General features: G+C 66.0%; 26 protein-coding genes and 1 tRNA gene. 11 read left to right on the top strand and 16 right to left on the bottom strand.

Annotated elements, in window-relative coordinates:
- The first annotated feature begins 13 nt into the window (after nt 1-13).
- Genes zwf through pgi form a run of 3 tightly spaced genes read left to right on the top strand, consistent with a single transcriptional unit; the run spans nt 14 to nt 3,741 of the window.
- A complete protein-coding gene (zwf, locus tag JAN5088_RS08100) occupies nt 14-1,465 on the top strand; it encodes a glucose-6-phosphate dehydrogenase (RefSeq protein ID WP_055682326.1) in 1,452 nt (483 codons plus the stop codon).
- Between the two features lies 1 nt (nt 1,466).
- The gene (gene pgl / locus JAN5088_RS08105; protein ID WP_055682327.1) at nt 1,467-2,138 is read left to right on the top strand and encodes a 6-phosphogluconolactonase; all 672 of its coding nucleotides are present in this window, start codon (nt 1,467-1,469) and stop codon (nt 2,136-2,138) included.
- Between the two features lie 13 nt (nt 2,139-2,151).
- Nucleotides 2,152-3,741 (top strand): glucose-6-phosphate isomerase, encoded by a 1,590-nt coding sequence (gene pgi, locus JAN5088_RS08110; protein ID WP_074962551.1) that lies wholly within the window; start codon nt 2,152-2,154, stop codon nt 3,739-3,741.
- A 4-nt stretch (nt 3,742-3,745) separates the two neighbouring features.
- On the opposite strand, the gene JAN5088_RS08115 is transcribed toward pgi, so the two are convergent.
- From JAN5088_RS08115 to JAN5088_RS08165, 11 genes are all read right to left on the bottom strand, one after another.
- Nucleotides 3,746-4,228: an acyl-CoA thioesterase gene (locus JAN5088_RS08115; RefSeq protein WP_055682328.1), complete on the bottom strand. Its 483-nt coding sequence runs from the start codon at nt 4,226-4,228 to the stop codon at nt 3,746-3,748.
- A gap of 70 nt (nt 4,229-4,298) precedes the next feature.
- Nucleotides 4,299-4,372: transfer RNA gene (locus JAN5088_RS08120), tRNA-Gly, on the bottom strand.
- A 43-nt stretch (nt 4,373-4,415) separates the two neighbouring features.
- Complete coding sequence (locus JAN5088_RS08125; RefSeq protein WP_055682329.1) at nt 4,416-5,264, bottom strand: metal ABC transporter permease; 849 nt, start codon at nt 5,262-5,264, stop codon at nt 4,416-4,418.
- Nucleotides 5,261-6,151 (bottom strand): metal ABC transporter permease, encoded by an 891-nt coding sequence (locus JAN5088_RS08130; protein WP_055682330.1) that lies wholly within the window; start codon nt 6,149-6,151, stop codon nt 5,261-5,263. The genes JAN5088_RS08125 and JAN5088_RS08130 overlap by 4 nt, the downstream gene beginning before the upstream one ends.
- A complete protein-coding gene (locus JAN5088_RS08135; protein WP_055682331.1) occupies nt 6,148-7,059 on the bottom strand; it encodes a manganese/iron ABC transporter ATP-binding protein in 912 nt (303 codons plus the stop codon). The genes JAN5088_RS08130 and JAN5088_RS08135 overlap by 4 nt, the downstream gene beginning before the upstream one ends.
- A 77-nt stretch (nt 7,060-7,136) precedes the next feature.
- On the bottom strand, nt 7,137-8,045 hold the full coding sequence (locus JAN5088_RS08140) for a metal ABC transporter substrate-binding protein (protein ID WP_055682332.1): 909 nt from the start codon (nt 8,043-8,045) through the stop codon (nt 7,137-7,139).
- Between the two features lie 84 nt (nt 8,046-8,129).
- Nucleotides 8,130-9,050 carry a DMT family transporter gene (locus tag JAN5088_RS08145; protein ID WP_233489741.1) on the bottom strand — a complete coding sequence of 307 codons (921 nt, stop codon included), beginning with the start codon at nt 9,048-9,050 and terminating at the stop codon, nt 8,130-8,132.
- Nucleotides 9,051-9,068: 18 nt separating this feature from the next.
- Nucleotides 9,069-10,571 (bottom strand): UxaA family hydrolase, encoded by a 1,503-nt coding sequence (locus tag JAN5088_RS08150; RefSeq protein ID WP_055682333.1) that lies wholly within the window; start codon nt 10,569-10,571, stop codon nt 9,069-9,071.
- A gap of 15 nt (nt 10,572-10,586) precedes the next feature.
- Complete coding sequence (locus JAN5088_RS08155) at nt 10,587-12,215, bottom strand: TRAP transporter large permease (protein ID WP_055682334.1); 1,629 nt, start codon at nt 12,213-12,215, stop codon at nt 10,587-10,589.
- 23 nt (nt 12,216-12,238) lie between these two features.
- Complete coding sequence (locus JAN5088_RS08160) at nt 12,239-13,087, bottom strand: TRAP transporter small permease subunit (RefSeq protein ID WP_233489742.1); 849 nt, start codon at nt 13,085-13,087, stop codon at nt 12,239-12,241.
- Between the two features lie 74 nt (nt 13,088-13,161).
- Nucleotides 13,162-14,181: a TRAP transporter substrate-binding protein gene (locus JAN5088_RS08165; protein WP_055682335.1), complete on the bottom strand. Its 1,020-nt coding sequence runs from the start codon at nt 14,179-14,181 to the stop codon at nt 13,162-13,164.
- A 166-nt stretch (nt 14,182-14,347) separates the two neighbouring features.
- On the opposite strand from JAN5088_RS08165, the gene JAN5088_RS08170 reads away from it, so the two are divergent.
- Nucleotides 14,348-15,007, top strand: a complete 660-nt coding sequence (locus JAN5088_RS08170; RefSeq protein ID WP_055682336.1) for a GntR family transcriptional regulator — start codon at nt 14,348-14,350, stop codon at nt 15,005-15,007.
- Nucleotides 15,008-15,018: 11 nt separating this feature from the next.
- Here JAN5088_RS08170 and JAN5088_RS08175 read toward each other — a convergent pair whose 3' ends face one another.
- Entirely contained in the window at nt 15,019-15,900 is an 882-nt protein-coding gene (locus tag JAN5088_RS08175) for an NAD(P)-dependent oxidoreductase (RefSeq protein ID WP_055682337.1), read from the bottom strand.
- Between the two features lie 68 nt (nt 15,901-15,968).
- Between JAN5088_RS08175 and JAN5088_RS08180 the strand changes: the two genes are divergently transcribed.
- The 5 genes from JAN5088_RS08180 to JAN5088_RS08200 are packed head-to-tail and all read left to right on the top strand — an operon-like array spanning nt 15,969 to nt 21,413.
- The gene (locus JAN5088_RS08180) at nt 15,969-16,709 is read left to right on the top strand and encodes an SDR family oxidoreductase (protein ID WP_055682338.1); all 741 of its coding nucleotides are present in this window, start codon (nt 15,969-15,971) and stop codon (nt 16,707-16,709) included.
- A 42-nt stretch (nt 16,710-16,751) separates the two neighbouring features.
- A complete protein-coding gene (locus JAN5088_RS08185; RefSeq protein WP_055682339.1) occupies nt 16,752-18,527 on the top strand; it encodes an IlvD/Edd family dehydratase in 1,776 nt (591 codons plus the stop codon).
- A gap of 18 nt (nt 18,528-18,545) precedes the next feature.
- The gene (locus tag JAN5088_RS08190; protein WP_055682340.1) at nt 18,546-19,394 is read left to right on the top strand and encodes a fumarylacetoacetate hydrolase family protein; all 849 of its coding nucleotides are present in this window, start codon (nt 18,546-18,548) and stop codon (nt 19,392-19,394) included.
- A complete protein-coding gene (locus JAN5088_RS08195; RefSeq protein WP_074962549.1) occupies nt 19,387-20,343 on the top strand; it encodes a 2-hydroxyacid dehydrogenase in 957 nt (318 codons plus the stop codon). Before JAN5088_RS08190 ends, JAN5088_RS08195 begins: the two co-directional genes overlap by 8 nt.
- Nucleotides 20,328-21,413 (top strand): mandelate racemase/muconate lactonizing enzyme family protein, encoded by a 1,086-nt coding sequence (locus JAN5088_RS08200; RefSeq protein ID WP_055682341.1) that lies wholly within the window; start codon nt 20,328-20,330, stop codon nt 21,411-21,413. Before JAN5088_RS08195 ends, JAN5088_RS08200 begins: the two co-directional genes overlap by 16 nt.
- Here the strand turns inward: JAN5088_RS08200 and JAN5088_RS08205 are convergent.
- On the bottom strand, nt 21,410-22,540 hold the full coding sequence (locus JAN5088_RS08205) for an acetoin utilization protein AcuC (RefSeq protein WP_055682342.1): 1,131 nt from the start codon (nt 22,538-22,540) through the stop codon (nt 21,410-21,412). The two genes, JAN5088_RS08200 and JAN5088_RS08205, sit on opposite strands and share 4 nt — an antisense overlap.
- 2 nt (nt 22,541-22,542) lie before the next feature.
- Nucleotides 22,543-23,043 carry a glutathione peroxidase gene (locus JAN5088_RS08210; protein WP_055682343.1) on the bottom strand — a complete coding sequence of 167 codons (501 nt, stop codon included), beginning with the start codon at nt 23,041-23,043 and terminating at the stop codon, nt 22,543-22,545.
- A gap of 99 nt (nt 23,044-23,142) precedes the next feature.
- Here JAN5088_RS08210 and JAN5088_RS08215 point away from each other — a divergent pair, with 99 nt between their 5' ends.
- The gene (locus tag JAN5088_RS08215) at nt 23,143-23,541 is read left to right on the top strand and encodes a DUF1178 family protein (RefSeq protein WP_055682344.1); all 399 of its coding nucleotides are present in this window, start codon (nt 23,143-23,145) and stop codon (nt 23,539-23,541) included.
- On the top strand, nt 23,541-24,167 hold the full coding sequence (locus JAN5088_RS08220; RefSeq protein WP_055682345.1) for an SDR family NAD(P)-dependent oxidoreductase: 627 nt from the start codon (nt 23,541-23,543) through the stop codon (nt 24,165-24,167). The genes JAN5088_RS08215 and JAN5088_RS08220 overlap by 1 nt, the downstream gene beginning before the upstream one ends.
- 13 nt (nt 24,168-24,180) lie before the next feature.
- On the opposite strand, the gene JAN5088_RS08225 is transcribed toward JAN5088_RS08220, so the two are convergent.
- Nucleotides 24,181-24,696 (bottom strand): DUF2244 domain-containing protein, encoded by a 516-nt coding sequence (locus tag JAN5088_RS08225; RefSeq protein WP_055682346.1) that lies wholly within the window; start codon nt 24,694-24,696, stop codon nt 24,181-24,183.
- Nucleotides 24,696-26,369, bottom strand: coding sequence for a cytochrome c oxidase subunit I (gene ctaD / locus JAN5088_RS08230; protein WP_055682347.1), 1,674 nt, complete (start codon nt 26,367-26,369; stop codon nt 24,696-24,698). Before ctaD ends, JAN5088_RS08225 begins: the two co-directional genes overlap by 1 nt.
- Nucleotides 26,370-26,473 lie beyond the last annotated feature (104 nt).

Here is a 26,473-nt window from a genome sequence, read left to right on the forward strand (position 1 = left end):
GAAGGAGCAGCTCATGGTCTCACGCACGATCCCTGTCGATAGCTTCGATCTCGTCTTGTTCGGGGCTACCGGCGACCTGGCCGGCCGCAAGATCCTGCCCTCGCTCTATCGGCGGTTCCTGGCGGGCCAGATGCCGGAGGATGCCCGCGTCATCGGCGCCGCCCGGTCCGAGATGGACGACGACGGGTTCCGGGACGTCGTACGCGCCGCCATCGAAGAATTCGTGGCGAAACCCATGCAGGACGCCGGCACGATCGACGCGTTCCTTCAGCAGTGCAGCTATATTCCGATAGACGCCAAGGGCGAGGGCGGCTGGAAGGAATTGAAGAAGTCCGTGCGCGACGATGTGGTCAAGGCGTTCTACTTTTCCGTCGCGCCCTCGATCTTCGGGCCGCTGGCGCAACAGCTGCGCAACCACGGGATCGCCTGCGAGAACTCCCGCCTCGTCGTGGAAAAACCCTTCGGCACCGACCTTGAGACCGCCAAGAAGCTGAACGCCGATCTGGCCGCTTCCTTCGACGAGACGCAGATCTACCGGATCGACCATTTCCTGGGCAAGGAAACGGTGCAGAACCTGATGGCCGTACGCTTCGCCAACGTCCTGTTCGAGCCGCTGTGGAACGAACGCTATGTCGATCACGTCCAGATCACCGTGGCCGAGACGATGGGCGTGGGCGGGCGCGGCAGCTATTACGACAAGTCCGGCGCCATGCGGGACATGGTGCAGAACCACCTGATGCAGCTTCTGTGCCTGACCGCGATGGAGCCGCCCAACCAGTTCGAGCCTGACCGTCTGCGCGACGAGAAGCTCAAGGTCATTCGCGCGCTCGATCCCGTTCCGCTCAAGCATGTCGTGCGCGGGCAGTACAAGGAGGGCGAGCATCCGTCCTATGTCGAGGATGCCGAAAACCCCGAGAGCCTGACCGAGTCCTTCATTGCGCTCAAGGTCGGCATCTCGAACTGGCGGTGGAAGAACACGCCGTTCTACCTTCGCACCGGCAAGCGGATGTCGCGCCGCTTGTCCGAGATCGTGGTCCAGTTCAAGGAAGCCCCCCATTCCATCTTCGAGAAGGACGACGGATCGACGGCCAATTCCCTGACGATCCGGTTGCAGCCGGACGAGGGAATCGACCTGTCGGTCACGATCAAGGAACCGGGACCGGGCGGCATGCGTCTGGTCAACGTGCCCTTGGACATGACGTTCGCAGATGCCCTGGGGTCGGAGGGAGCGGATATACCCGATGCTTATGAACGGCTGATCATGGATGTGATCCGGGGGAATCAGACCCTGTTCATGCGCGGCGATGAGGTGGAGGCTGCCTGGGCCTGGACGGATCCGATCATCGCGGCCTGGGAGGAAAAGGGCGACCGTCCGCTTCCCTATTCGCAAGGCTCCACCGGGCCGGAGGAGGCACAGATGCTGATGCACAAGGACGGTCGCCGCTGGCAACACCTGGAGGGATGACATGCAATGGCGCGAATACCCCGACCGTGAACTTCTTGCGATGGGCCTGGCCGATGCGTTGGCCGCGTCACTGAAATCCGCCCTGAACCTGCACGACACGGCCAGCTTCTGCGTGCCCGGAGGGTCGTCGCCGGGCGAGGTCTTCGCCACGCTGTCCGGCGTCTCGCTCGACTGGGGCCGGGTGCACGTGTTTCTGAACGACGAACGCTGGGTTCCCGAAAGCGACCCGCGGTCGAACACCGCACTGCTGCGACGGACCCTTCTGACGGGAAATGCGGCGGAGGCGGTGCTGGTGCCCATGGTCAACGACGCGCCTACGCCGGAGGCCGGCATCCCCGACCTCGTCGCGGGGTTCGAGGGCGAACTGCCCATCTCGCTTCTGCTGCTGGGAATGGGCCAGGACATGCATACCGCCAGCCTGTTCCCGGGCGGCGACCGGCTGGCGGAGGCGATGGCCGACGACGCCCCCCTTTTGGTGCCGATGCGTGCACCCCATGCGGATGAGCCGCGCGTGACGCTGAGCCGGCCCGTGCTGGCCGGGGCGATGGAGACGCATGTGCTGATCTTCGGCGACGACAAGCGTACGGCGGTCGAACGTGCGGAAGGTATGGACCCGATGCAGGCACCCATCGCGGCCTTCCTGCGCGATGCGACGGTGCATTGGGCCCCCTGACAGAGAGGCGAGCATGAACTTCTGGAATGGCATCGACCGGCTGCGCGGCATGACCGGGCAACGAATTACCGACCTTCTGGGCGACGCGGAGCGCAACGCCTCTCTGCGCGCGCAGGCAGGACCGTTCCTGTTCGACCTGTCCAAGACGTCGCTGACGCAGGAAGCACTGGACCTGCTGCTGGAGCTGGCCGCCGATGTCCCCAGCCGCCGGAACGCCATGTTCGCAGGCCAGCGGATCAACACGACGGAGGATCGCGCCGTTCTCCACACCGCCCTGCGCGGGACCGAACCGGTCCCGGTCGACGGGGAGGACGTTATGCCGGGGGTGCGCGAGACGCTCGACCGGATGCGCGCCTTCGCCGAGGATGTGCGCGACGGCACCTTCCGGGGCAAGGGCGGGGCGATCACGGATGTGGTCAACATCGGCATCGGGGGGTCCGACCTTGGGCCGGCGATGGCGACGCTGGCACTGGCGCCATGGCACGACGGTCCGCGCTGCCATTTCGTGTCGAACGTCGACGGGGCCGACTGGGCCGAGACGGCCAAGGGTCTGGACCCTGCGACGACGCTTGTGATCGTGGCCTCCAAGACCTTTACCACCATCGAGACGCTGACCAATGCGCGCACCGCACGGCACTGGATGGCGCAGGCCGTTCCCGACCCCGGAACGCAGTTCGCCGCCCTCAGCAGCGCGGAGGACAAGACCACCGACTTCGGCATCGACCCCACCCGCGTCTTCGGGTTCGAGGATTGGGTGGGCGGCCGCTATTCCGTCTGGGGGCCCATCGGCCTGTCGTTGATGATCGCAGTGGGGCCGGACGCCTTCGACGCGTTCCTGCGCGGCGCGCGCGAGATGGACGACCATTTCCGCACCGCGCCCCTGGCCCGGAACCTGCCGGTCCTGCTGGCCCTTCAGGGCATCTGGCATAATCAGGTCTGCGGTTATCCCACCCGCGCGATCCTGCCTTATGACAATCGGCTCGCGCGGTTGCCCGCCTATCTGCAACAGCTTGAGATGGAATCGAACGGCAAGGCCGTGACGCTCGCCGGCGACCCGCTGCCCGGCCCCGCGGGGCCCGTCGTCTGGGGGGAGCCGGGAACGAACGGACAGCACGCGTTCTATCAGCTGATCCATCAGGGCAAAACTCCGGTACCCTGCGAATTCATGGTCGCTGCGCGGGGGCAGGAGCCCGAGCTGGACCACCATCATCGCCTGCTCATCGCCAACTGCTTGGCGCAATCGGAAGCGCTGCTCAAGGGGCGCAGCCATGCAGAGGCACGGGCGATCATCGCGGACCGTTTTTCCGGCGAGGAGCTGGAGCGTCAGGCGGCACACCGGGTCTTTCCCGGCGACCGGCCGTCGACCACTCTCATCTATCCTGCGCTGACGCCCGAGGTTCTGGGTGGCATCCTCGCGCTCTACGAACACCGGGTGTTCGTCGAAGGCGTGATGTTGGGCATCAACAGCTTCGACCAATGGGGCGTTGAGTTGGGAAAGGAGCTTGCCACCTCGCTCGGCCCGCTGGTCGAGGGAGAGGACGCAAGCGCCAAGGACGCTTCCACGCAGGCGCTGCTTGGGCAGTTGCTCGACTGGCGGGCCTGAGAGGTCAACCTTCGAATACTGCGCCGTCGCGGTCGCGGAAGGCCGCGACATAGGTGTCGGGCAAACGCTTGCGGGTGACGAAATCGCGCTCCATCAGCACGATCACCGCCTCAGACGTGGCGCAAAGACGGCCAGCGGAGAAGACGGCATATTCCATCGTCCAGGATGTGTTGCGATAGGCGCGCGTGCGGCCGGTGACGATGTAGACGTCTTCCAGGTAAAGCGGCGCGCGATAGTCCACGGCGACCGAGCGGAGCACGAGCACGGGGCGCCCCGCCGCGTCGGCGTAGTCGCTGATGCCGTAGCTGCGGAGATAGGCGATGCGGAACGTCTCGAACCACGACAGATAGCGGGCGTTGTTCACATGATCGAGCGCGTCGAGTTCGTGAAATCGCACGCGATCCGCCTGACCGAAGGCGAAGGGCGCAGGCACGCCTTGGGCCCGCAGGGTGGGAACGTCGAGGGGGGTAAGGAAGGGAAGCGTCATGCGATGCTTCTAGCCCGTGGCCGCGGCGGCGCAAGCACCTGAAGATCGACCTGCATACATCTAAAATCGTTGGAGCGGGTAACGGGAATCGAACCCGTAACTAAAGCTTGGGAAGCTGCCGTGATACCTTTTCACCATACCCGCCACGCCAACGCGAACCGATCTTTGCCACAGGCCGCGCGCGACCTCAAGTCTGTTCCGCAATGGCCGCGCGGGATGCGCGACGGGCCTGACGGGTGCGCCGCAGGAACGCCAGCACGAAGATCGCAGTCAGGATCAGGACGATGGTGGCCGCCGGTGCGCTGTCGATGAAGAAGCTCGCGTAGGTGCCCGACAGCATGGCGAACAGACATACCCCCACCGATACGAACAGCATCGGCCCGAAGCTGCGGACGGTCAGGAAGGCGATGGCCCCCGGCGTCACGAGAAGGGCGACCGCGAGGATCAGGCCCGTGGCCGAGAGGGTCGAGACGATGGAGAGCGACAGGACCGAAAGCAGGGCGTAGTGCAGGAAGCCGGTGTGAAGCCCGCTCGCCTGCGCCTGCGCCGGGTCGAAGGCGTGCAGCAGCAGGTCCTTCCACTTGAGGATGAGAAAGGCGCAGACAACGACTGAGATGATCCCTGCGGTCAGCAGGTCTTCGTTACCCACGCCAAGCATGTTCCCGAACAGGACATGGTCGAGGTGCTCATTCGTCGTGATCGAGGTGTACATGATGAGGCCCACCCCGAACATGCCGGAGAAGACCACGCCCATCACCGTATCCTGCTTGACCCGGCTGTTGTGCGACAGATAACCGGTCAGCAGCGCGCAAGTCATGCCCGCGCCAAAGGCCCCCACGATCAGCGGCAACCCGGTGATCCAGGCCAGCACGACACCCGGCAGGACGGCATGGCTGACCGCATCGCCCATCAGCGCCCAACCCTTGAGGACGAGGAAGCAGGACAGCAAGGCCGTCGGCGGAGCGATCAGCAACGCGATGTAGAACGCGTTCTGCATGAACGGAAAACCGAAGGGTTGCAGCAAGGCGTCGATCACGGGCCGACCTCCGTCGCGGGCGGAGCGGTGCGCGTCCGGCCGAGCGCGGCCTGCGCCTTGCGGCGGGCGGCCAGCGTGCCGTGCTTGGGCGCGAAGACGAAGGCCAGCAGGAAGATCACGGTCTGCAACGTGACGATGATGCCGCCCGTCGCCCCGTCGAGAAAATAGCTGGCATAGGCGCCGAGGAAGCTCGTGACGGTGCCGATCAGCACCGACACGACGATCAGGCGCGGAAACCGGTCGCAGAGCAGATATGCGGTGGCCCCCGGCGTGACGACCAGCGCGATGACCAGGAACGCTCCCACTGTCATCATGGCGGCGACGATGGCGGCCGACAGCAGGACGAAGAACACTCCGCGCAGAACCTCCGGGCGCAGGCCGATGGTACGGGCGTGCGTCTCATCGAAGAAGACGACCATCAGATCCTTCCATTTCGCCAGCAGCACGACCAGCGAAACGACGCCGATGATGGCCAGCTGCAGGATGTCCCCCGGCGCGATCGCCAGGATGTTGCCCATCACGATGGTCTGGATGCTGACCGACATGGGCGAAAGCGACACCATGAACAGGCCCAGCCCGAAGAAGGACGTGAAGATGATGCCGATGATGACGTCGATCTTGAGGCCCGACCGCTCCGACAGGAACAGCATGGCCCCGGCGGCAAGGCCGCCCGCCACGAAGGCGCCGAGTGCGAAGGGCAGCCCGAGGATGTAGGCGCCCGCGACGCCCGGCACGACCGAATGGGACAACGCGTCGCCGATCAGGGACCACCCCTTGAGCATGAGGTAGCACGACAAAAAGGCGCAGACGGCGCCGACAAGTGCCGACACCCACATGGCGTTGAGCATGTATTGATAGGTGAACGGCTGGAGCAGCGTCTCGATCACGACCGGTTTCCCTTGTCCGCGGCCTTGCGCGCGCGGCGTTCGCCATACTGAACGAAGGGGCGTTCGTCGTCGGTTATGATGCGCACCTCGCGCCGGTCGTCGTCGTCGTGCAGGTCTGTCCCGCCCAGGGTGAAGTGCCGCAGCACGCCGCCGAAGGCGTGTTCCAGGTTGTCGTGGGTGAAGGTCGTGGCGGTGAGGCCGTATGCCAGCACCGTGCCCTTGACCAGGATGGTACGGTCGCAGAACTCCGGCACGGACCCGAGGTTGTGGGTCGAGACCAGCATCACGCGCCCTTCGTCGCGCAGCTCACGCAGAAGGGCGACGATCTGCTCCTCCGTCCTGACGTCCACGCCTGTGAACGGCTCGTCCAGCAGGATGACCTGACCGTCCTGCGCCAGGCTGCGAGCCAGGAACACGCGCTTGCGCTGGCCACCGGACAACTCCCCGATCTGGCGGTGGCGATAGTCCTGCATGTTGACGCGGCGAAGCGCCTCGGCCACCGCGTCGCGGTCTGCCTGTCGGGGGCGGCGCAGGAAGCTCATGTGCCCATAACGGCCCATCATCACGACATCTTCCACGAGAACCGGAAAGGACCAGTCGACCTCCTCCGCCTGGGGAACGTAGGCCACGAGGTTTTCGCTAAGCGCCTGCTTCACCGTTCGGCCCAGCAGGCGGATCTCGCCGCGCGCGGTCGGAACGAACCCCATGATCGCCTTGAACAGCGTCGATTTTCCTGCGCCGTTGACGCCCACCAGCGCCGTGATCGTGCCGCGCGGGATCTCGAAGCTCGCATCGTGCAGGGCGGTGTGGCCGTTGCGATAGGTGACGGTCACGTCGCGCACCATGATGCCGCCCGCCGGTCCATCCGCGCGGTTGGCGTCGATCGCGTCGGGAGATCGGTCGAGCATGTGGGGTTCCTTGCTTCGATGTGCGGGCACCGGAAACGGTTCGGGGCGTCACCTTGTTCTACGCGTGCGGCGCCGGATCAGTTCGTCTGCGGCGCCAGCGCGTCGGCAATGGTTTCGGCATCGACCCGCAGCAGGTCGAGGTAGGTCGGCACGGGGCCGCTCGCCTCGGTGAGCGAGTCGACGTAAAGGACGCCGCCGTATTCGGCCCCGGTCTCGCGTGCGACCTGTTTGGCGGGGGACTGGTTGACGGTGCTTTCGCAGAAAACCGCCGGAATGTCATTTTCGCGCACGGTGTCGATGACACGGCGGACCTGTTGCGGCGTGCCGGTCTGATCGGCGTTGATCGGCCAGAGATAGGCTTCCTTCAAGCCGAAGTCGCGGGTCAGATAGCTGAACGCGCCTTCGCAGGTGACAAGCCAGCGGCGGTCTTCGGGCAGGGACTGGATGCGCGCGCGCAGCGGCTCGATCGTGTCGCGGATCTGCTGTTTGTAGCGTTCGGCATTGGCAGAATAGGTCTCGGCGCTATCAGGGTCATGCTCCGAAAGGGCGTCGCGAATGTTGTCGACGTAGATCAAGGCGTTATCCAGGCCCATCCAGCCATGCGGGTTTGGCAGCCCCTCGTATTCCCCGGCCGAGATCGACACGGGCTCGATTCCCTCGGTCAGGACGGCGGAGGGCATGTCGCCCAGGTTGTTCACGAACTGCTCGAACCAACGCTCCAGGTTCAGGCCGTTCCACAGGATCAGGTCGGCATCCGAGGCGCGTACGATGTCCTGCGGCGTCGGCTCATAGCCGTGGATCTCGGCGCCGGCCTTGGTGATCGACACGACCTCGGCCGCGTCACCGGCCACGTTTTGCGCCATGTCCTGCAGGATGGTGAAGGTCGTCACCACCTTGAAGAGCGCGTCGTCCTGTCGTGCCGCAGCACCGAGCGGAAGGAGCGAGGCCGAAGCGATCGTGGCTGCCAGAAGGGCGGAACGTATCATCGTCGAAACTCCTGATCTATCGATGTCAGGTAGTGTGAATGCGAAGCAATCGCAAGTGTCAAAGGAGATGCGAGTAGACCGCAATCAAGATCGTGCCGCCCTGCGAACCGGCCGTTCCCGCCACCAGATCGTTAGTCCGGCCAGCGCGATCACTGCCGCGCCCGTGAGCGTCATGACGTCAGGGACGGTGCCGAACACCAGAAAGCCGCTGATGGCGAGGTAGATCAGGAAGGAATAGCTGAAGGGCATCAGGACGCTGGCCGGAGCATAGCCGTGCGCGCGGCTGAAGAAGTGATGCCCCGACCACGCGAACAGCCCCACCGCGAACATCAGCCCCCAGTCGATCGGCGTCACCGGCGCCTGCCAGACCCAGATCGCCACCGGCAGCAGGACGACCGTGCCGACCAGCCCGCCATAAAGCTGCATCGTGCGCGGCGCGGCGACCCCGGCCAGCCGCCGTGTCAGGATCGAGAACAGCGCCAGCGACGTGGCAGAGATGACCGAGAGCATGGCGGCGGGGTGGAACTCCGCCGACCAGGGCCGCACCACGATCAGCACACCAAGGAAGCCGAGCACGATCGCTCCCCACCTCCATGGCCCTACCCGCTCGCCCAGCAGCGGAACGGACAGGGCGCAGACGAGGATGGGGGAGGAGAACTGGATGGCAGCCACGACGGTCAGGTCGAGATACCGCAGCGCAATGAAGTTGGTGGAGGTCGACACGAGCAGCAGCCCGCCCCGCAGCAGCATCAGCGCCGCCTGCGCGCGCGGCGCGGTCCAGCCGGAGTGGTCGCGGCCGAGCATCGGCCCGGTGGACAGCGCCAGATGAACGCCGAAGCGCATGAAGGCGAGTTGCATCGCCGGGATGCCCGCAAGGCTGAGCCATTTGACCGAGGTGTCGGTGAAGGAGAACAGCAGATAGGCCGTCAGCATCAGCGCAATGCCCTTGCCCGCGTTGTCCTCGCGCGGGCGGGCCAGGTGCGACACGGGGGCGGGGTTTGCCACGGGGTCAGCCTGTGGCCGTCACATCACCGCGCCGATCTGCCAAGGCACGAATTCATGGTCGCCCAACCCCTGTGCCTCGGACTTCGTCGCCTCGCCCGAAGCGACGCGCAGGAACATTTCGTAGATCTCGCGCCCCTTTTCCTCGACCGTGCTGCCGCCCGTCAGGATATCGCCTGCGTTGACGTCCATGTCCTCCGGCATCCGGTCGAACAGCGTCTGGTTGGTCGCCACCTTGATCGTCGGCGCCGGCTTCGATCCGAAAGCCGACCCGCGCCCGGTGGTGAAGCACACGATCTGGCACCCGCCCGCGATCTGGCCCGTGACGGAGGCGGGGTCGTATCCGGGGGAATCCATGAAGGTGAAGCCCTTGGCCGTCACCTGTTCGGCGTATCTGTAGACCCCGGTCAGGGGTGTCGTCCCCCCCTTGGCTGCCGCGCCGAGCGACTTTTCAAGAATGGTCGTCAGCCCGCCCTTCTTGTTGCCGGGGCTCGGGTTGTTGTCCATGGAGCCCTTGTTCCGGCGGGTATAATCCTCCCACCAGTCGATCAGACCAACGAGCCGGTCGCCCACCTCGCGCGTGGCAGCGCGGCGGGTCAACAGGTGTTCGGCGCCATAGATCTCGGGCGTCTCGGCCAGGACGCCCGTGCCGCCCTGCGCGACCAGAAGGTCGCAGGCATGGCCGAGCGCGGGGTTCGCCGTGATCCCCGACCAGGCATCCGACCCGCCGCATTGCAGCGCCACCTTCAGCTTCGACGCGGGGCAGGGCGTCCGCCGGGCCTCGTTGGCGATGGGCAGCATGGCGCGGACCTTCTCGATGCCAAGCTCGACCGTGCGGCGCAGGCCGGCGACGTTCTGGATGTTCATCGTCTGGAACGTCGGCCCCTGCTTCAGGCCCCAGGCGTCGAGCAGCCAGTCGATCTGGTTCATCTCGCATCCCAGCCCGACCATCAGGACGGCGGCGTGGTTCGGATGGCGGGCATAGCCCCACATGACGCGCTGCAACGCTTCGAACCCGTCCCCGTCGCCCGCCATGCCGCAGCCGGTGCCGTGGACGAAGGCGCAGACGCCATCGACGTTGGGATAGGCGGCCAGCTCCTCCGGGCCGAAGGCATCCGCGATACGCCGCGCCGCCGTTGCCGAACAGTTCACCGAGGTGACGATGGCGACGTAGTTCCGCGTCCCGACGTCGCCGTTGTCGCGCTGATAACCCATGAAGGTGTCGCCCGCTGCGGGGGCAACGGGCCGCAGATCGGTGCCGAATTCATAGGCGTGGTCGGTCGCCGCGAAGGCGCAGTTCTGCGTATGGACATGGTCGCCGGGTGCCACGTCGCCGCTGGCATAGCCGATGACCTGACCGTATTTAAGGATCGCTTCGCCACGCGCTATGGGCGCGATGGCGATCTTGTGCCCCGAGGGGATCAGCGTCGCCGTCGCCACGCCGTCGACGGTCGTTCCCGCCTCCAGCGGCCGTGTTGCGGTGACGACGTTGTCGCGCGGGCTCAGTCTGATGGTGTGGTGCATGGGGGACTCGCGGGGTCAGTCGAGCAGCAGTTCGACGATGGGGGGCCAGATCAGCAGGACGGAGAGCGCGCAGAGCTGGATGCAGATGAAGGGCAGGAACCCTTTGAAGATGTCGGTCAAGGAAATATGCGGCGGCGCCACGGATTTCAGGTAGAACGCCGCCGGGCCAAAGGGCGGCGACAGGAAGCTGACCTGCATGTTCATGCAGAAGAGCACCCCGAACCAGACCGAAAGGTGCTGCGGGCTGGGCGAGCCGAGGAACCCGATCTCCTCGATCGGCAGGCGCTGCACGATGGGCAGGAAGACGGGGATGATGAGGAGGACGATGCCGACCCAGTCCATGAAGGCGCCCATGAACAGCAGGATCAGCATCATCACCAGCATGATGCCCATGGTCGGAAGGTCGGCCGAGACGATCAGGTTCGCCACATAGGTCGGCCCCCCGGCGATGGTGTAGGCCCCGGCCAGCGTCGCCGCGCCGATGGTGACCCAGATGATCGTGCCCGTGGATTTCAGGGTCCGCATCAGGCTGTCCCAGACCAGTTCCACCGACGCCTCGCCCCGCAGGATCGAGATGACGAAGACGGCGACCACGCCCATGGCGGCCGCTTCGGTGATGCCCGAGATGCCGCCGTAGATCGACCCGAGCACGACGCCGATGACGACGATGGGCGCGACCAATCCCTTGCCCATCGACCAGGCGCGGGCGGAGCGGGCGCGACCGAAGGCGAAGAAGATCAGGCCCAGGAACACGACCGCCGCGATGCCGAAGATCAGCGCATGGCGCGGTTCGCCGTAGGCGATGGGATCGACGTTCTCGATTGCGACGTTCTGGCCCGTGACGGTGAAGAAAGCGGCCCGCACGAACAGCGCGGTCGAGAAGCCGGCACCCAGGATGGACAGGAAGGCGGCGAACAGCGCGCCCTTTTCGCGGCTGGGCGGATCGTTCGGACCGGGTGGGGGCAGGGGGGCGAGCGAGGGGTTCATCTGGGTACGGATGATGATGTAGACGATGATGAACGACGCCAGCATGAACCCGGGCACGAAGGCCGCCGTGAACAGCGCCTTGATCGACGTCTCGGTGATGAGGCCGTAAATGATGAGGACGATGGACGGCGGGATCATCGTGCCCAGCGACCCTGACGCGCAGATCGTGCCGATGGCGAGGTTCTGGTCATACCCCAACCGGAGCATCTGCGGCAGCGCGATCAGGCCCAGTAGGACGACCTCGCCCCCGATGATGCCCGACATGGCCGCCATGATGACCGCCATGATCGACGTCACGATGGCGATGCCGCCGCGCATCCGGCTCATCCAGACGTTGAGGGAGGAATACATGTCCTTGGCGATGCCCGAGCGTTCCAGAAGCGCGGCCATGAAGATGAACAGGGGAATCGAGATCAGGACGTAGTCGGTAAGCAGCCCGTAGATCTTCTGCGCGAGAATGTTGAGCGGACCCGTCCCGAAGCGCCCGGTCAGGATGCCTTCGCCGAATTCCCAAGGCGCGGTCAGCAGGTTCGGCTCGAACTTCATGACGAGGACGAGAACCGCAAGGATGGCCGATGCCATGCCCAGCGGCATCCCGATGGCCAGAAGCAGCATCAGCGCGACAAGCAGCACCAGAGAGATGGTTCCGACGTCCATTCCGTTCGCTCCCTTCCGGGTTTCTAGTCAGACCCGACCTGCCGGCGAAGCCGTTCCAGCTCCTCGGGGTCGATGTCGTCGGCGGCGGTGTGGATCACCGGCACGGCGTTCCAGTCGCGGATCAGGTTGGCGATGGCCTGGATGGCCACCAGGGTGACCACCACCAGCACCATCGGCTTGATCGTCGCGGGGATGGGGGGGTCGAAGGCGGTGCCGAACGTCTCCCACCGCAGGAACTTCTGGCTGGCCTCGCCCCAGGCGCCGTAGAACAGGGCAAAGGCGAACAGACAGATCAGTGCGGTCGAGGTCGTGTCGCAGACCCGCTGCATCCAGCGCGGCATGAGGTCGTAGAGGATAAAGATGCGGATGTGGCTGCGCTGCTGCATCGCGTAGAGCCCGGCGAGCAGGAAGATGAACCCGGCGAGCCAGAGCGACATCTCGTTGGCCCAGAGGGTCGGGCGCTCGAACACGTAGCGGGCGACCACCTCGAACGTCATCACGGCCACCAGGCCGACGATCATCACCATGGTGATGCGGCCGATGAAGACCGACACCCGGTCGAACAGCCCCCAGTCCTGCCATTCCGACGGGGCGCGGCGTGCCGTGGCGACGCCGATCACGAACAACGCGACCGATGCCAGCACCGCCAGCCAGTCGAACATGTTCGGCGCGCCGTACCGGCGGGCCAACGCATCCACCTCGGGCCCCGGCGCGCGCAGCGCCATCAGATAGGCCGGCCCGTTCCAGACGACCCAGCCGAACGCCAGGATGAACAGGATCGGCACGACGATTTCGACCGCGCCGGGGCGATAGACCGCGGCGCCGGCATCAGCGCTCGTCTCGACGGGTGTGGGCGAAGGCGTCTGGCTCATCTCGGACCTCGCGTCGCGGGCAGGGGCGGCAAACGGCGGCTCCGGCGCGGGACGGTCCCGCGCCGGAGGTGAGCTTACTTGTCGGACACGAGGCCCAGATCGCTCAGGTAGGCGAGGTGGCTTTCGACCAGCGCCTCGGCTTCGGGCGTCGTGGCGAACTCGGGCCAGGTCGCCTGCGCCGCGTCGCGGAACGCCTGCTTGTCCTCGTCGCTCCAATTGCTCAGCGTCACGCCGTTCTGGCGCAGACGCGCGGCGGCCTCGGCGTTCAGCTTCTCGAACTGAAGCGCGGTGCGGAGGGCGAGGCTCTCCATCGCGGTGGACATGATCGCGCGGTGATGTTCGGGCATCCCGTCCCAGACGGCCTTGTTGCAGGCCAGGTGGTCCGACGGCATCGAATGGAAGCCGGGGTAGTTGGCGAACTTCACGAGGTCATAAAGACCGATGCTCTCGTTGTTGGCGAGGCCGGAATAGTCCGTGGCGTCGATGATGCCCGTTTCCAGCGCGGTGAAGACCTCGGTGAAGTCCATCACGATGGGCGAGGCGCCGAGCTTCTCGAAGATCTTGGTCTCCATCCCCGGCGGGGAGCGGAACTTCCAGTTCTGGAGGTCTTCGATGCCCGCGATGGGCTTCTTGGACGACAGGCTCTCCTGACCGTAGATCCACCAGCCGACGAGCTGCATGTCGTACTGGTTATAAAGTTCCTGCGCGGCCTCCAGCCCGCCGCCGTAGTAGAGCCACGACAACTGCTGATAGGGCGTATCGTAGCCGCCCATGATGTCGCCCACGAACTGGAACGCGGGGTTCTTGCCGGTCTGATAGGCGCCTCCGGTGAAGTCGCAGTCGAGGATGCCCGTGGCGGCCGCGTCGAACGTCTCCACCGTCTTGACGACGGAGGAGGAGAAGAACAGCTCGATGTCGATCTCGCCGTTGGACATGGTCTCGACGTTGTCGACGAACTGCTGCGCCAGCTTCCCGCTCGTCTGTTCGGGGTTGTAGTGCGACTGGATGCGCAGCGTCGTCTGCTGCGCCATGGCGGTGGTGGCAAGCAGCGCGGTTCCGGCAGCCATCCCCAGCGTAAGCGTTTTCATGGTCATCCTCCCATTGTGTCGTGTCCCGCCCCTCGGGGTCCGTTCCCGGACCTCCCACCCGGGAGCGCGTGCCGGAAGCGTAGCCGGGAATCGTGACCGCGCAAGAAAAAAATGAAAATATGTGGACAGCGCGCTATCCGGCGGAATATCAAAATTCGGGGGAGGAGTAGCCATGCCCGACAGCCGGATCGAGCAACGTGTCGGCACGCCCGACATCTACGCCGACCTGCAACGGCGGCTGATGACGGCCGGGTTCGCGCCGGGCGCGAAGCTGATGCCCTCCGCCCTTCAGCATGAATACGGCTGTTCGGCCAACACCGTCCGTGACGTCCTGCTGCAACTGTCCAAGGTCGGGTTGGTCGAGTTCGAGATCCAGCGCGGCTTCCGGGCCCGCCGCGTCAGCGCGGAGCGGCGGTCCGACGTGGCGCGCTTTCGCGTGCTGCTGGAGCAGGAGGGTGCGGTGGCGTCGATGGCGCGCGGCGGCCTCGCATGGGAGGCGCGGCTGACGGCGGCGCATCATTCGCTGAGCCATATCGAGCGAGAGATCGGTCGGCAGGGCCGGGTCGGCGCGCTTCTGCCGCTCTGGTCCGATGCCGAGCGCGCGTTCCACGAGACGCTGATCTCGGACTGCGGGATGCCCCTGCTGATCGAGACCTATGCAAGCGTCTACATGCAGTTCCGCCAGCAGATCGTCGGGTTGGAGGAGGCCTATGCCCCCGATTTCCTGCACCGCATCGTGGCCGAGCATCAGGCCATCCTGGATGCCGCGCTGTCCGGTGCCGAAGGGCCGCTCCGGCAGGCCATCCACGACCATCAGAAGCGGCACCTGTGATGGCACGGACGTCATGTCAGGCCGTTGCGGTCCTTCAGCTCAAGAAACAGGGCAGAATGGTCCATGTCGCCGCCGCCCATCTCGTCGCGCAGCCGCTTGAAGCGGTCGGTGATCGCCTCGACCGTCGGCAGATGAAGCGACAGCGACGCGGCCTCGGTCAGCACGTTGTCGAGGTCCTTGATCTGGAACTTCGTCAGCCCGCCGGGAGCGAAGTCACCCTCGGTCATCCGCGCGCCGTGCTGTTGCAGGACGATGCTGTCGGCGAACCCACCCTTCAGGGCGTCGCGGACGGCGGCCGGATCGGCACCGCCCTTTTGCAGCAGCAGCATTGCCTCGGCCACGGCCCCGATAGCGCAGCCGACGATCGCCTGGTTGGCAAGCTTGGAGAGCTGCCCCGTGCCAACCGGTCCGACATGCACCGGGCGCCCCATCGCGGAAAGCACGTCGCGCACGCGGTCGAAGGCGTCGGCCTCGCCCCCCGCCATGATCGCCAACGTGCCGGCCTCCGCCCCCTTGGTGCCGCCCGACACCGGCGCATCGACATAGCCGATGCCGCGCTTGGCGAAGCGTTCGGCGTGGGCGCGCGCTTCTTCTGGTTTGATCGACCCCATCTCGACCCAGATCGTGCCATCCGCCATGGCGTCGATCGCGTCCTTCTGGACGGCGTCGGAGGCAGGCCCGTCGGACAGCATCGAGATCACGATGTCGACCCCCGCGACGGCCTCGGCCGGCGTGTCCGCGACGGTGGCGCCCGCGTCGGCGAGGGGCGCGGCCTTGTCGCGCGAGCGGTTCCAGACCGTCAGGTCATGCCCAGCCGCCAGCAGGTTGCGGGCCATCGGCCCTCCCATAAGACCCGTCCCCAAAAGCGCCAAGCTGGTCATGCGTCCCTCCATCTTTGCGCCGACACTAGGAACACACCGGCCCCGGACACAAGCGGGCCGATCATCAGCGGGAGACTACGATGACCGATCGACTGAAGGGCAAGCGCGCCCTGATCACCGCCGCGGGGCAGGGCATCGGCCGGGCCACGGCCGAAATGTTCGTGGCCGAAGGAGCCGAGGTCTTCGCCTCCGACGTCAATCCCGACCTTCTGTCCGGCCTCGATTGCGAGGTGCTGACGCTCGACGTGCGCGACGATGCCAGCGTGCGCGCGGGGGTGGACCGGGCGCAGCCCGACATCCTGTTCAACTGCGCGGGGTTCGTCCATCACGGCACGGTGCTGGATGCGACCGATGAGGAATGGGATTTCGCTTTCGACCTGAACGTCACGGCCATGTTCCGCACGATCCGCGCGACGCTCCCGGTCATGCTGAAGCGCGGCGGCGGCTCCATCGTCAACATGTCGTCCGCCTGTTCGTCGGTGATGGGTGCGCCCAACCGCTTCGTCTATGGCACGACCAAGGCGGCGGTCATCGGGCTGACAAAGTCGGTCGCGATCGACTACATAAAGCAGGGCATCCGCTGCAACGCAATCTGCCCCGGAACGGTGGAATCGCCGTCCTGGCTCGATCGGGTCGACGCGCTGGGCAAGCAGCTCGGCAGCCGGGACAAGGCGATGGAGCAGTTCGTATCGCGGCAACCGATGGGCCGAGTCGCGACGGCTACGGAAATCGCGGCGCTGGTCACCTACCTCGCGTCCGACGAATCGGCCTTCACGACCGGTCACCCCCACATCATCGACGGCGGCTGGTCGGGCCAGTGACCGCCACGCCCACCGTCGCCTGACACCCCGAGAGGACATGCCATGACCAAGCTCCGCTCCCGCCTGTGGTTCGACAACCCGGACAACCGCGAGATGACCGCACTCTATCTGGAGCGCTATCTCAACTACGGCCTGACGCGGGAGGAGTTGCAGGGCAACAAGCCCATCATCGCCATCGCCCAGACCGGCAGCGACCTGAGCCCCTGCAATCGCCACCATCTTGAACTGGCCAAGCGGGTGCGCGACGGGATCATCTCGCAGGGCGGGGTTCCGATGGAGATCCCGGTCCATCCGATTCAGGAGACGGGCAAGCGGCCGACCGCGTCGCTCGACCGCAACCTTGCCTATCTGTCGCTGGTCGAGACGTTGAACGGCTATCCGGTCGATGGCGTGGTGCTGATGATCGGCTGCGACAAGACCACGCCCGCGCTTCTGATGGCGGCGGCGACGGTGAACATCCCGGCCATCGCCCTGTCGGTCGGGCCGATGCTGAACGGCTGGTTCAAGGGCGTCCGCACCGGGTCGGGCACCATCGTCTGGAAGGCCCGCGAACTGCACGCGGCGGGCGAGATCGACGACGCCGGTTTCATGGAGATCGTCGCATCCTCCACCTCCTCCGTCGGCTATTGCAACACCATGGGCACCGCCTCGACCATGAACTCGCTCGCGGAGGCGCTGGGCATGCAACTGCCCGGCAGCGCGGCCATTCCCGCGCCCTATCGCCAGCGCGGGCAGATCAGCTACCAGACGGGGCAGCGGATCGTCGAGATGGTGCATGAGGACATGAAGCCCACCGACATCATGACGCGCGAAGCCTTCGAGAACGCCGTCGTGGTGAACTCCGCCATCGGCGGCTCGACCAATGCGCCGATCCACCTGAACGCCGTGGCGCGTCATCTGGGCGTGCCGCTCGACAACGACGACTGGCAGAGGTTGGGGCACAAGGTGCCGCTTCTGGTGAACCTTCAGCCGGCGGGTGAATATCTGGGCGAAGACTACTATCACGCGGGCGGTGTGCCGGCCGTTGTGGCCGAATTGATGGCCGCCAAGATGCTGCCCCACCCCCGCGCGATGACTGCGAACGGGCGGACCATCGGTGACAACTGCGGCGAAACCCGCAGCCATCAGCCCGAGGTCATCCACCGCGTCGATCAGCCGATGATGGCGGAAGCCGGGTTCCTGAACCTCAAGGGCAACCTGTTCGACAGCGCCATCATGAAGACCTCGGTCATCAGTCCCGAGTTCCGCGACCGCTATCTTTCCAACCTGGATGATCCCGAAGCCTTCGAGGGGCGGGCGGTCGTATTCGATGGGCCGGAAGATTATCACTTGAAGATCGACGACGAAGCCCTTGGAATAGATGAAAACTGCATCCTCATCATGCGCGGCGTCGGGCCCATCGGCTACCCCGGCGCGGCCGAGGTGGTGAACATGCGGCCGCCGTCGTACCTGCTGCGAAAAGGCATCACCGCGCTGCCTTGCATCGGCGACGGGCGGCAGTCGGGCACATCCGGCAGCCCCAGCATCCTCAACGCCTCGCCCGAGGCGGCGGCGGGTGGCGGGCTGGCGCTGGTGCGGACCGGCGACCGGATCCGCATCGACCTGCGCCGGGGCACGGTGGACATGCTGGTGGACGACGCCGAACTGGAGGCGCGCCGCGCCGCCTTGCCCGACCGCCCCTTCACGCCAGATAGCGAGACACCCTGGCAGGAAATCTTCCGCGAACGGGTGGGTCCGCTGTCCGAGGGCATGATCCTGCGCGGGGCCGACGCCTATCGCGGCACTGCGCAGAAGGGTACGTCCCGCGACAACCATTGAACAACAAGGAGATACGGAATGAAGCTCTGCCGCTTTGGTGAACCGGGCGAGGAACGTCCCGGCATGATCGACCACAATGGCGACCTGCGCGACCTGTCCGACGAGATCGCGGACATCGGGCACGAGGCGCTGACGGACCTGTCGCTCGACATCCTGTCCAAGCTCGACCCGATGAAGCTGCCGCTGATCGACCATCCGGTCCGCTACGGCCCCTGCGTCACCGGGATCGGCAAGTTCCTGTGCATCGGGCTGAACTACTCCGACCACGCGGCCGAAACCGGCGCGGCGATCCCCGAGCATCCGATCCTGTTCCACAAGGCGACCAGCGCCGTTGTGGGCCCGAACGACGACGTGGTGATGCCGCGCGGGTCGACGCATACCGACTGGGAAGTCGAATTGGGCGTCGTGATCGGCAAGCCGTGCAAATACGTCACCGAGGAGGAGGCGCTCGACTACGTCGCGGGCTATTGCATCGTCAACGACGTGTCCGAGCGGCATTTCCAGACGCAGCTGACCGGCCAGTGGACCAAGGGAAAAAGCTGCGACACCTTCGGCCCCATCGGCCCTTGGCTCGTGACGCGGGACGAGGTAGGCGACCCGCAGAACCTTGCCATGTCCTGCGACGTGAACGGCAAGCGGATGCAGACCGGCAACACCTCGACCATGATCTTCACTGTCGCGCAGTGCATCAGCCACCTGAGCCAGCTCATGACCCTTCACCCCGGCGACGTCATCAGCACCGGCACCCCGCCGGGGGTCGGCATGGGGATGAAGCCGGAGCCGGTCTATCTCAAGACGGGCGACGTGATGGAGCTTGCCATCGACGGGCTGGGAACCCAGCGGCAGGAGGTGCGGGCCGATGAGTAAGGCGAAGCTTCTCCAGATCGGGGACATCACCGACCGGATGCACGACGCCCTGTCGCCGCATTTCGACGTCGACGTGCTGTTCGCGCAGGACGACCGCGACGCGTTCCTGCGCGAGCATGGGGCAGATTATCCGGCAATCCTGACCAACGGCCATTGGGGTGTGCCCGACGACGTCTTCGCCGCGACCCCGAACCTCAAGGTCGTCAGCAGCTATGGCGTGGGCTACGACGCCATCGACGCCGGTGCCTGCGCCGCTCGCGGCATCCTCGTGGCGCATACGCCCGACGTGCTGAACGACGAGGTGGCCAATACCTTCGTCATGCTTTGGCTCGCCGTCTCGCGCAGCCTGATCCCCGCCGACCGCCATGCGCGGTCGGGCGACTGGGAGCGGGACGGGAGCTTTCCTCTGACGCGGTCGGTGCAGAACCGGCGCGTGGGTATCCTGGGGCTGGGGCGGATCGGCCAGACCATCGCCGACCGCTGCGAGGCGTTCGGAGCGGAAATCCACTATCACTCCCGCTCGAAGAAGGACGTCGACTACACTTATCACGACAGCCCCCTGAAGCTGGCCGAAGCGGTCGAGGTTCTGGTCGCGATCACCCCCGGCGGCCCGTCCACCCATCACATCGTCGATGTCGATGTCCTCGGGGGCCTCGGTGCCGACGGGCTGTTCTTCAACGTGGCGCGTGGGTCCGTGGTGGACGAGGCGGCGCTGGTCAAGGCCTTGCAGGACGGGACCATCGCGGGCGCGGGCCTCGATGTCTTCGAGGAGGAGCCGAAGATCCCCGACGCGCTCAAGTCGAGGGATAACGTCGTCCTCACGCCCCACGTCGCATCCGCCACGCATGAGACGCGGCAGGCGATGGGCGATCTGGTGGTCGAGAACCTGACCCAGTGGCTCAAGGAAGGAACGGTGAAGACGCCGGTTCCCGAATGTCGGAACCTCTGATCGTCTCGGTCGGGGCGCGTCTGTTCGACGTGCCCCTGGACGAGGTTCTGGTCGATGCGAAGCACGGCGACCATACGCATTTCCAGCTCGTCACCTGTACCATCCGCACCTCCGACGGTGTGGAGGGGACAGGGTACACCTATACAGGCGGCAAGGGCGGCACCGCGATCCTCGCCATGATACGCGACGATCTGGCGCCGATGCTGACGGGGCAGGTGGCCGAGCCGGAGGCGCTGCACGACGCGATGCAATGGCATGTCCACTATGTCGCGCGGGGCGGCATCGCTTCCTTCGCGATCTCTGCCGTGGACATTGCCCTATGGGACATTCGCGGCCGCCGGTCGGAACGCTCGCTGGTGGCCATGGCCGGGGGTACGTCCGACAGGTGCCGGGCCTATGCCGGCGGGATCGACCTGGGGTTCGACCTGCCGAAGCTGCTGAAGTCGGTCGAGGGATATCTGGAGCGCGGCTTCGACGGTGTGAAGATCAAGGTGGGCCGTGCGGACGATCAGGCGCGCGCCGCTGCCGTGCGTGACCTGATCGGGCCGGACCGGGCCTTCATGGTGGATGCGAACTACTCCCTGACCGAAACGCAGGCCATCGACGCGGCCAAGGGGTTCATGGACCACGACATCCTCTGGTTCGAGGAGCCGGTAATCCCCGACGATTACGACGCCTATGCGCGCATTCACGCGGCGACCGGCTGCCCTCTGGCCATGGGCGAGAACCTGCACACGGAGCATGAGTTCGGATATGCGCTGGCCCGGTCGCACCTGTCCTATATGCAGCCCGACGCGAGCAACTGCGGCGGCATTACCGGGTGGCTGCGCGTGGCCGGCATGTGTCGGGAGGCCGGCCTGCCGGTGTGCAGCCACGGGATGCAGGAGTTGCACGTCTCGCTCGTGTCGGCCCAACCGAACGCCGGGTTGATCGAGGTGCACAGCTTTCCCATCGACCGCTACACCACCCGTCCGCTGGTGGTCGAAGACGCACGGGCCGTCGCGCCGGACGTGCCCGGCATCGGCGTCACCTTCGATTGGGAGAGGCTCGGCCCTTTCGAGCGGCGCTAGAGCCACCGCCCGGGTATCGCCCCGATCCTGGCCGAGAGGCTGGCCACGCGGTCCGTCACCTCTGGCTTGACGGGGCCGAGGCGGGCGGTATCGCGCAGGGCCGTGAACCAGTGGTCCGGCGGATTGCGCCCGCGCGAGTTGCCGTCGAACCGCAGGCCCCGCAGCACCTGCTCGGCCTCGGGCGGCAGGCGGTCGGGAATGTCCTGCCCGGACAGCACGGCCCATGCCCCGGTCCAGAGCCGCCCCACCGACCAGGGGTTGTAGCCGCCCCCGCCCAGCAGCAAAAAGCGCGGGGCAAGCGGCAGCAGCGCGCGCAGCATGTCGAGATGCGCATTGTTCGAGAGCGAAAGGCGCGACAGCGGGTCCTCCTCGACGGCATCGGCGCCGCATTGCAGGACGATGGCATCGGGGGCAAAGGCTTCCACGGCGGGCAGGATCAGCCGGTCGCGGGCCAGCGCCATCTCGTCATCGTTCAACCCGCGCGGCAGGGGCAGGTTGAACACCTCACCCAGGCCCGCGTCGTGCAGATGGCCGGTGAAGGGCCAGCGCCGCTCCTCATGTGTTGAAATGAGCAGGACGTCAGGGTTCTCGGCAAACGCATGCTCGACCCCGTCCATGTGATGCGCATCGATGTCGACATAGGCCACGCGCGGTGCGCCGTTGCGACGCAGCGACAGGATGCCCAGCACCGCATCGTTGAGGTAACAGAACCCGTTTGCGCGGTCGGGCATTCCATGATGCGTCCCGCCGCCGGGGTTGTGGATGCGCCCGCCGCCGGCCAGCATCTCGCCCGCCAGAAGCGAGGCGCCGGCGCCGGTGGCGGGGCGGCGGAACATCTCGGGGAAGACCGGGTTCGACGCGGTCCCGAGGCCATGACGGTCGCGCGTCGGGGGGTCGACGGCTCCGGCACGTTCCGCAGCCTCCAGCGCGGCCAGATAGTCAGGGGTGTGCCACGTGGCCAATGCGGCGGGCTTGGCGCGGGGCGAGACGCGGAACCGGTCGGGCGGCAGCCATCCCAGGGCGCGCGATAGGTCCAGCACCGTGGATACGCGCGGCACGCGCAATGGATGCCAGCCGCCATAGCTGGACCCGCGATAGATTTCCGACCCGAACAGAAGCGGTCCCAGGGTCAGGGGAGCGCGCCTTCGACGACGGCGACGAAGCGCGGCGACAGGGGACCGATGCCCGAACCCTCGAACGCGACCAGCGCACCGTCCGGTCCCAGAAGCGCCTTGTTGAAGTTCCAGCGCGGCGTACGGCCGTGGGTCGTGGCGAGCCAGCGATAGAACGGATGCGCGTCCGCACCCGTGACTTGCGTAATCGAGGTCAGGGGAAGCGTCAGATCATAGGTGACCTCACAGAAGCGCGCGACCTCGTCCTCCGTGTCCAACTCCTGCCGGAAATCGTTCGACGGAACTGCGATCACCGTGAGGCCGGCGCGGCCATAGCGATCCTGCAGCGTCTGCAGGTCGGCATATTGGCCGGTGAAAGCGCAGAGCGAAGCGGTATTGACCACGAGCACCGCGCGCCCCCTCAGATCGTCCAGGTCGATCGTGCCGCCGTCGATCGCCTCGAATTCGAAGGCAGCGGCGGGAAGGGCGGTCATCAGAAGGGCCAGAAGCGCGCGCATCCCGTAACGATAGCGGTCCTGCCGTCCGCATCAAGGGTCGGACCTGTTGCGCGGAACGGGAAAGTCCCTAGATTGATTTGCCCAACCACCGGAACGCCGATGATCCGATACTCCCTCAAATGCGCCGATGGCCACGCCTTCGATGGCTGGTTCCGGTCGGCCGACGCCTTCGACGATCTGGCCGCGGGAAGACGGGTCGAATGTTCCGTCTGCGGTTCCACCGATGTGCAGAAGACGATGATGGCCCCCCGCGTGGGAGGCCTGTCCGCGCCCGCGTCGGAGGTCGAGAAGAAGATCGCGGCCCTGCGCCGCAAGGTCGAGGCGGAGGCCACCTATGTCGGCGGCCGTTTCGCGCAGGAGGCGCGGGCGATCCATGACGGTGAAGTTCCTGACCGCCCCATCTATGGCGAGGCCAATGCTGCCGAGGTCCGCGACCTGCTGCGAGACGGCGTGCCGGTGGCGCCGCTGCCGTTCCTGCCGAAATCGCGGGCGAACTGATGCGGACGCTCGTTACCGGGGCGGCGCGCGGTATCGGCGCGGCACTGATGGCGGAGGGGCGGGCCCGTGGTCATGATATTTTCGGTACGACGCGGACGGGCGACGGGCTGCAACTGGACGTGACCGATGCTGCGGCGCAGGCCCGGGTCGCGGCGAAGGTCGGGCTGCTCGACCTGCTGGTGTGCAACGCCGGCATCTTCATCGACCGGGCGATGACGGTCGAGACGCTGACCGCGGATGCACTGACGCGGACCTTCGCGACGAATGTGACTGGCGTGTTCCTGACGGTGCAGGCGCAGTTGAAGAACCTGCGTCCCGGTGCGCGGGTGGCCATCATCGGATCGCAGATGGGATCTTCGGCGCGCGCGGGCGGGAACGGGCTGGCCTATCGTGCGTCGAAAGCGGCCGTCGCGAACCTGGGTCTGTCGCTGTCGGTCGCCCTGCGCGACCGGGGCATCGCGGTCGGCGTCTACCACCCCGGTTGGGTGCGGACCGACATGGGCGGCGGGTCCGCGTCCGTCGACACCGTCACGTCTGCGAGGGGCCTTTGGGACCGGTTCGCGGAGCTGGACATGGACCGATCGGGCGAGTTCTTCGAATACGATGGGTCGCCGCTGCCGTTCTGAACCGGCCCGCCGGTCAGGGGGCCTTGGCCCGGCTCAACGCGACGAGGAGACGACCCTCCAGCGCACGCCGTTCCTCCGGGGTGAGGAATGCGCCGAGTTCCACCACACGCTCACCCCCCGTCAGGGTCAGGTAATCCTCGACCTGTCCGACCTTCTCGTGACGTTCGACACGCACCCAGTAAGGATTGGCCTTCCACGCCCGCTCCGTCCCGTCGGGGTCGCGGCGGACGAGCATGGCGGCGTCGGGGGTCAGGCTGAACGTCTCGAGGATGTCGCGGTCGCGCCAGTTCCGGTGCAATGACAGCCACAAAAGAGCGACAGCTCCCATGGCGAACGGCAGGATCCCCCACATCACCACGGTTCCGACCAGCGCGATGAGGGGCAGACTGATCAGCCCGAAGAACAGGCCCATGACCCAGACGAACCCCGTTCCGGTCAGCGACTGGTGCGGCCAGAGTTGCACCTGAAACAGGAAGGCCCCCGGCGATGCGGGGGCCTGCTGCAGGTCGGTGAGGACCTTGTAGGGCATCAGTTATGCGGATGCCTGTCCCACATCTCACGCGTGGGAAGCTGTTCGAACGTATGCTCCGGCGGTGGGTTGGACAGGGTCCATTCCAGGGTGTCGGCATGTTCTCCCCAATAGGCCGGGGCCGCGACTTTCTTGCCGGCGAAGATCGTGTAGAAGATGACGCCGATGAAGAACAGGAACGACGCGAAGGAGATGAAGGCACCCCAGCTCGACACATGATTCCAGAGCGCGAAGGCGTCGGGATAGTCGATGTAGCGGCGTGGCATGCCCTGACGGCCGAGGAAGTGCTGCGGGAAGAACGTCAGGTTCGCACCGATGAAGAACACCCAGAAGTGCAGCTTGCCGGCCCATTCGGGATACTGGCGGCCCGACATCTTGCCGATCCAGTAGTAGATGCCGGCGAAGATGCCGAATACGGCGCCCAGCGACATCACATAGTGGAAGTGCGCGACGACGTAGTAGGTGTCGTGATAGGCCCGGTCGATGCCGGCCTGCGCCAGAACGACGCCGGTCACGCCGCCCACGGTGAACAGGAAGATGAAGCCGACGGCGAACAGCATTGGCGTCTTGAAGTCGATCGAGCCGCCCCACATCGTTGCGATCCACGAGAAGATCTTCACCCCCGTCGGCACCGCGATGATCATGGTCGCGACCATGAAATACGACTGCTGCGAGAGTGACATGCCCACGGTGTACATGTGATGCGCCCAGACGACGAAGCCGAGCGCGCCAATGGCGATCATGGCATAGACCATCGGCAGATAACCGAAGATCGGCTTCTTCGAGAAGGTCGAGACGACGTGGCTGACGATGCCGAAGGCGGGCAGGATGACGATGTAGACCTCCGGATGACCGAAGAACCACAGGATGTGCTGGTAGAGCACCGGGTCGCCACCGCCGGCCGGATCGAAGAACGTCGTGCCGAAGTTACGGTCGGTCAGCAGCATGGTGATCGCGCCGGCCAGCACGGGCAGGGCGAGAAGGATCATCCAGGCGGTCACGAAGATCGACCAGGCGAACAGCGGCACCTTGTGAAGGGTCATGCCCGGCGCGCGCATGTTCAGGAAGGTGGTGATGATATTGATCGACCCCAGGATGGACGACGCGCCCGAGACGTGGACGGCGAAGATGGCGATGTCGGTGGAAAGCCCCGCCTCGGTGGTCGACAATGGCGGATAGAGGACCCAGCCGATGCCCGACCCGGCCTGACCGTTTCCGCCCGGCGCCAGGACCGACACGACGGCGAGTGTGGTGCCCGCCACGAACAGCCAGAACGACAGGTTGTTGAGACGCGGGAACGCCATGTCCGGTGCGCCGATGTGCAGCGGCATGAAATAGTTTCCGAAACCGCCGAACAGCGCGGGAATGACCACGAAGAACATCATCAGGATGCCGTGGCCGGTGATGAGCACGTTCCAGAGGTGGCCGTTCGGCGTGCACTCACCCGCCGCGGCCGCCGTCAGACGCGCCCCTTCGAGGCACATGTACTGGACGCCGGGGTCCATCAGCTCCAGCCGCATGTAGACGGTGAAGGCGACCGAGACGAAGCCTGCCAGTCCGGAGACGAGCAGATACAGGATCCCGATGTCCTTGTGGTTGGTGGACATGAACCAACGCGTGAAGAAGCCGGGCTTCCCGTGCGCGTCGTGTCCGGTGTGTGCGGCGTCGGCCATGCGGTCGCTCCCGTGACGTGAAAATCGAATCTGTCCGGGTACACGCGGGCGCACCCTCTCGGATCCCGTTCTAGCCCCCGTTCCGGCGGTGGGCAACGGCACAA

Origin of the sequence: Jannaschia rubra, assembly GCF_001403735.1 — a bacterium.
Lineage (GTDB): Bacteria > Pseudomonadota > Alphaproteobacteria > Rhodobacterales > Rhodobacteraceae > Jannaschia > Jannaschia rubra.

Coding starts and splice junctions, on each gene's coding strand:
- JAN5088_RS08215 (WP_055682344.1), top strand. CDS start 23,143: ATGATCCGATACTCCCTCAAATGCGCCGATGGCCACGCCTTCGATGGC.
- JAN5088_RS08195 (WP_074962549.1), top strand. CDS start 19,387: ATGAGTAAGGCGAAGCTTCTCCAGATCGGGGACATCACCGACCGGATG.
- JAN5088_RS08200 (WP_055682341.1), top strand. CDS start 20,328: ATGTCGGAACCTCTGATCGTCTCGGTCGGGGCGCGTCTGTTCGACGTG.
- JAN5088_RS08185 (WP_055682339.1), top strand. CDS start 16,752: ATGACCAAGCTCCGCTCCCGCCTGTGGTTCGACAACCCGGACAACCGC.
- JAN5088_RS08220 (WP_055682345.1), top strand. CDS start 23,541: ATGCGGACGCTCGTTACCGGGGCGGCGCGCGGTATCGGCGCGGCACTG.
- JAN5088_RS08180 (WP_055682338.1), top strand. CDS start 15,969: ATGACCGATCGACTGAAGGGCAAGCGCGCCCTGATCACCGCCGCGGGG.
- JAN5088_RS08155 (WP_055682334.1), bottom strand. CDS start 12,215: ATGGACGTCGGAACCATCTCTCTGGTGCTGCTTGTCGCGCTGATGCTG.
- JAN5088_RS08140 (WP_055682332.1), bottom strand. CDS start 8,045: ATGATACGTTCCGCCCTTCTGGCAGCCACGATCGCTTCGGCCTCGCTC.
- JAN5088_RS08115 (WP_055682328.1), bottom strand. CDS start 4,228: ATGACGCTTCCCTTCCTTACCCCCCTCGACGTTCCCACCCTGCGGGCC.
- JAN5088_RS08190 (WP_055682340.1), top strand. CDS start 18,546: ATGAAGCTCTGCCGCTTTGGTGAACCGGGCGAGGAACGTCCCGGCATG.
- zwf (WP_055682326.1), top strand. CDS start 14: ATGGTCTCACGCACGATCCCTGTCGATAGCTTCGATCTCGTCTTGTTC.
- JAN5088_RS08170 (WP_055682336.1), top strand. CDS start 14,348: ATGCCCGACAGCCGGATCGAGCAACGTGTCGGCACGCCCGACATCTAC.
- pgi (WP_074962551.1), top strand. CDS start 2,152: ATGAACTTCTGGAATGGCATCGACCGGCTGCGCGGCATGACCGGGCAA.
- JAN5088_RS08175 (WP_055682337.1), bottom strand. CDS start 15,900: ATGGAGGGACGCATGACCAGCTTGGCGCTTTTGGGGACGGGTCTTATG.
- JAN5088_RS08150 (WP_055682333.1), bottom strand. CDS start 10,571: ATGCACCACACCATCAGACTGAGCCCGCGCGACAACGTCGTCACCGCA.
- pgl (WP_055682327.1), top strand. CDS start 1,467: ATGCAATGGCGCGAATACCCCGACCGTGAACTTCTTGCGATGGGCCTG.
- JAN5088_RS08165 (WP_055682335.1), bottom strand. CDS start 14,181: ATGACCATGAAAACGCTTACGCTGGGGATGGCTGCCGGAACCGCGCTG.
- JAN5088_RS08210 (WP_055682343.1), bottom strand. CDS start 23,043: ATGCGCGCGCTTCTGGCCCTTCTGATGACCGCCCTTCCCGCCGCTGCC.
- JAN5088_RS08160 (WP_233489742.1), bottom strand. CDS start 13,087: ATGAGCCAGACGCCTTCGCCCACACCCGTCGAGACGAGCGCTGATGCC.
- JAN5088_RS08225 (WP_055682346.1), bottom strand. CDS start 24,696: ATGCCCTACAAGGTCCTCACCGACCTGCAGCAGGCCCCCGCATCGCCG.
- JAN5088_RS08135 (WP_055682331.1), bottom strand. CDS start 7,059: ATGCTCGACCGATCTCCCGACGCGATCGACGCCAACCGCGCGGATGGA.
- ctaD (WP_055682347.1), bottom strand. CDS start 26,369: ATGGCCGACGCCGCACACACCGGACACGACGCGCACGGGAAGCCCGGC.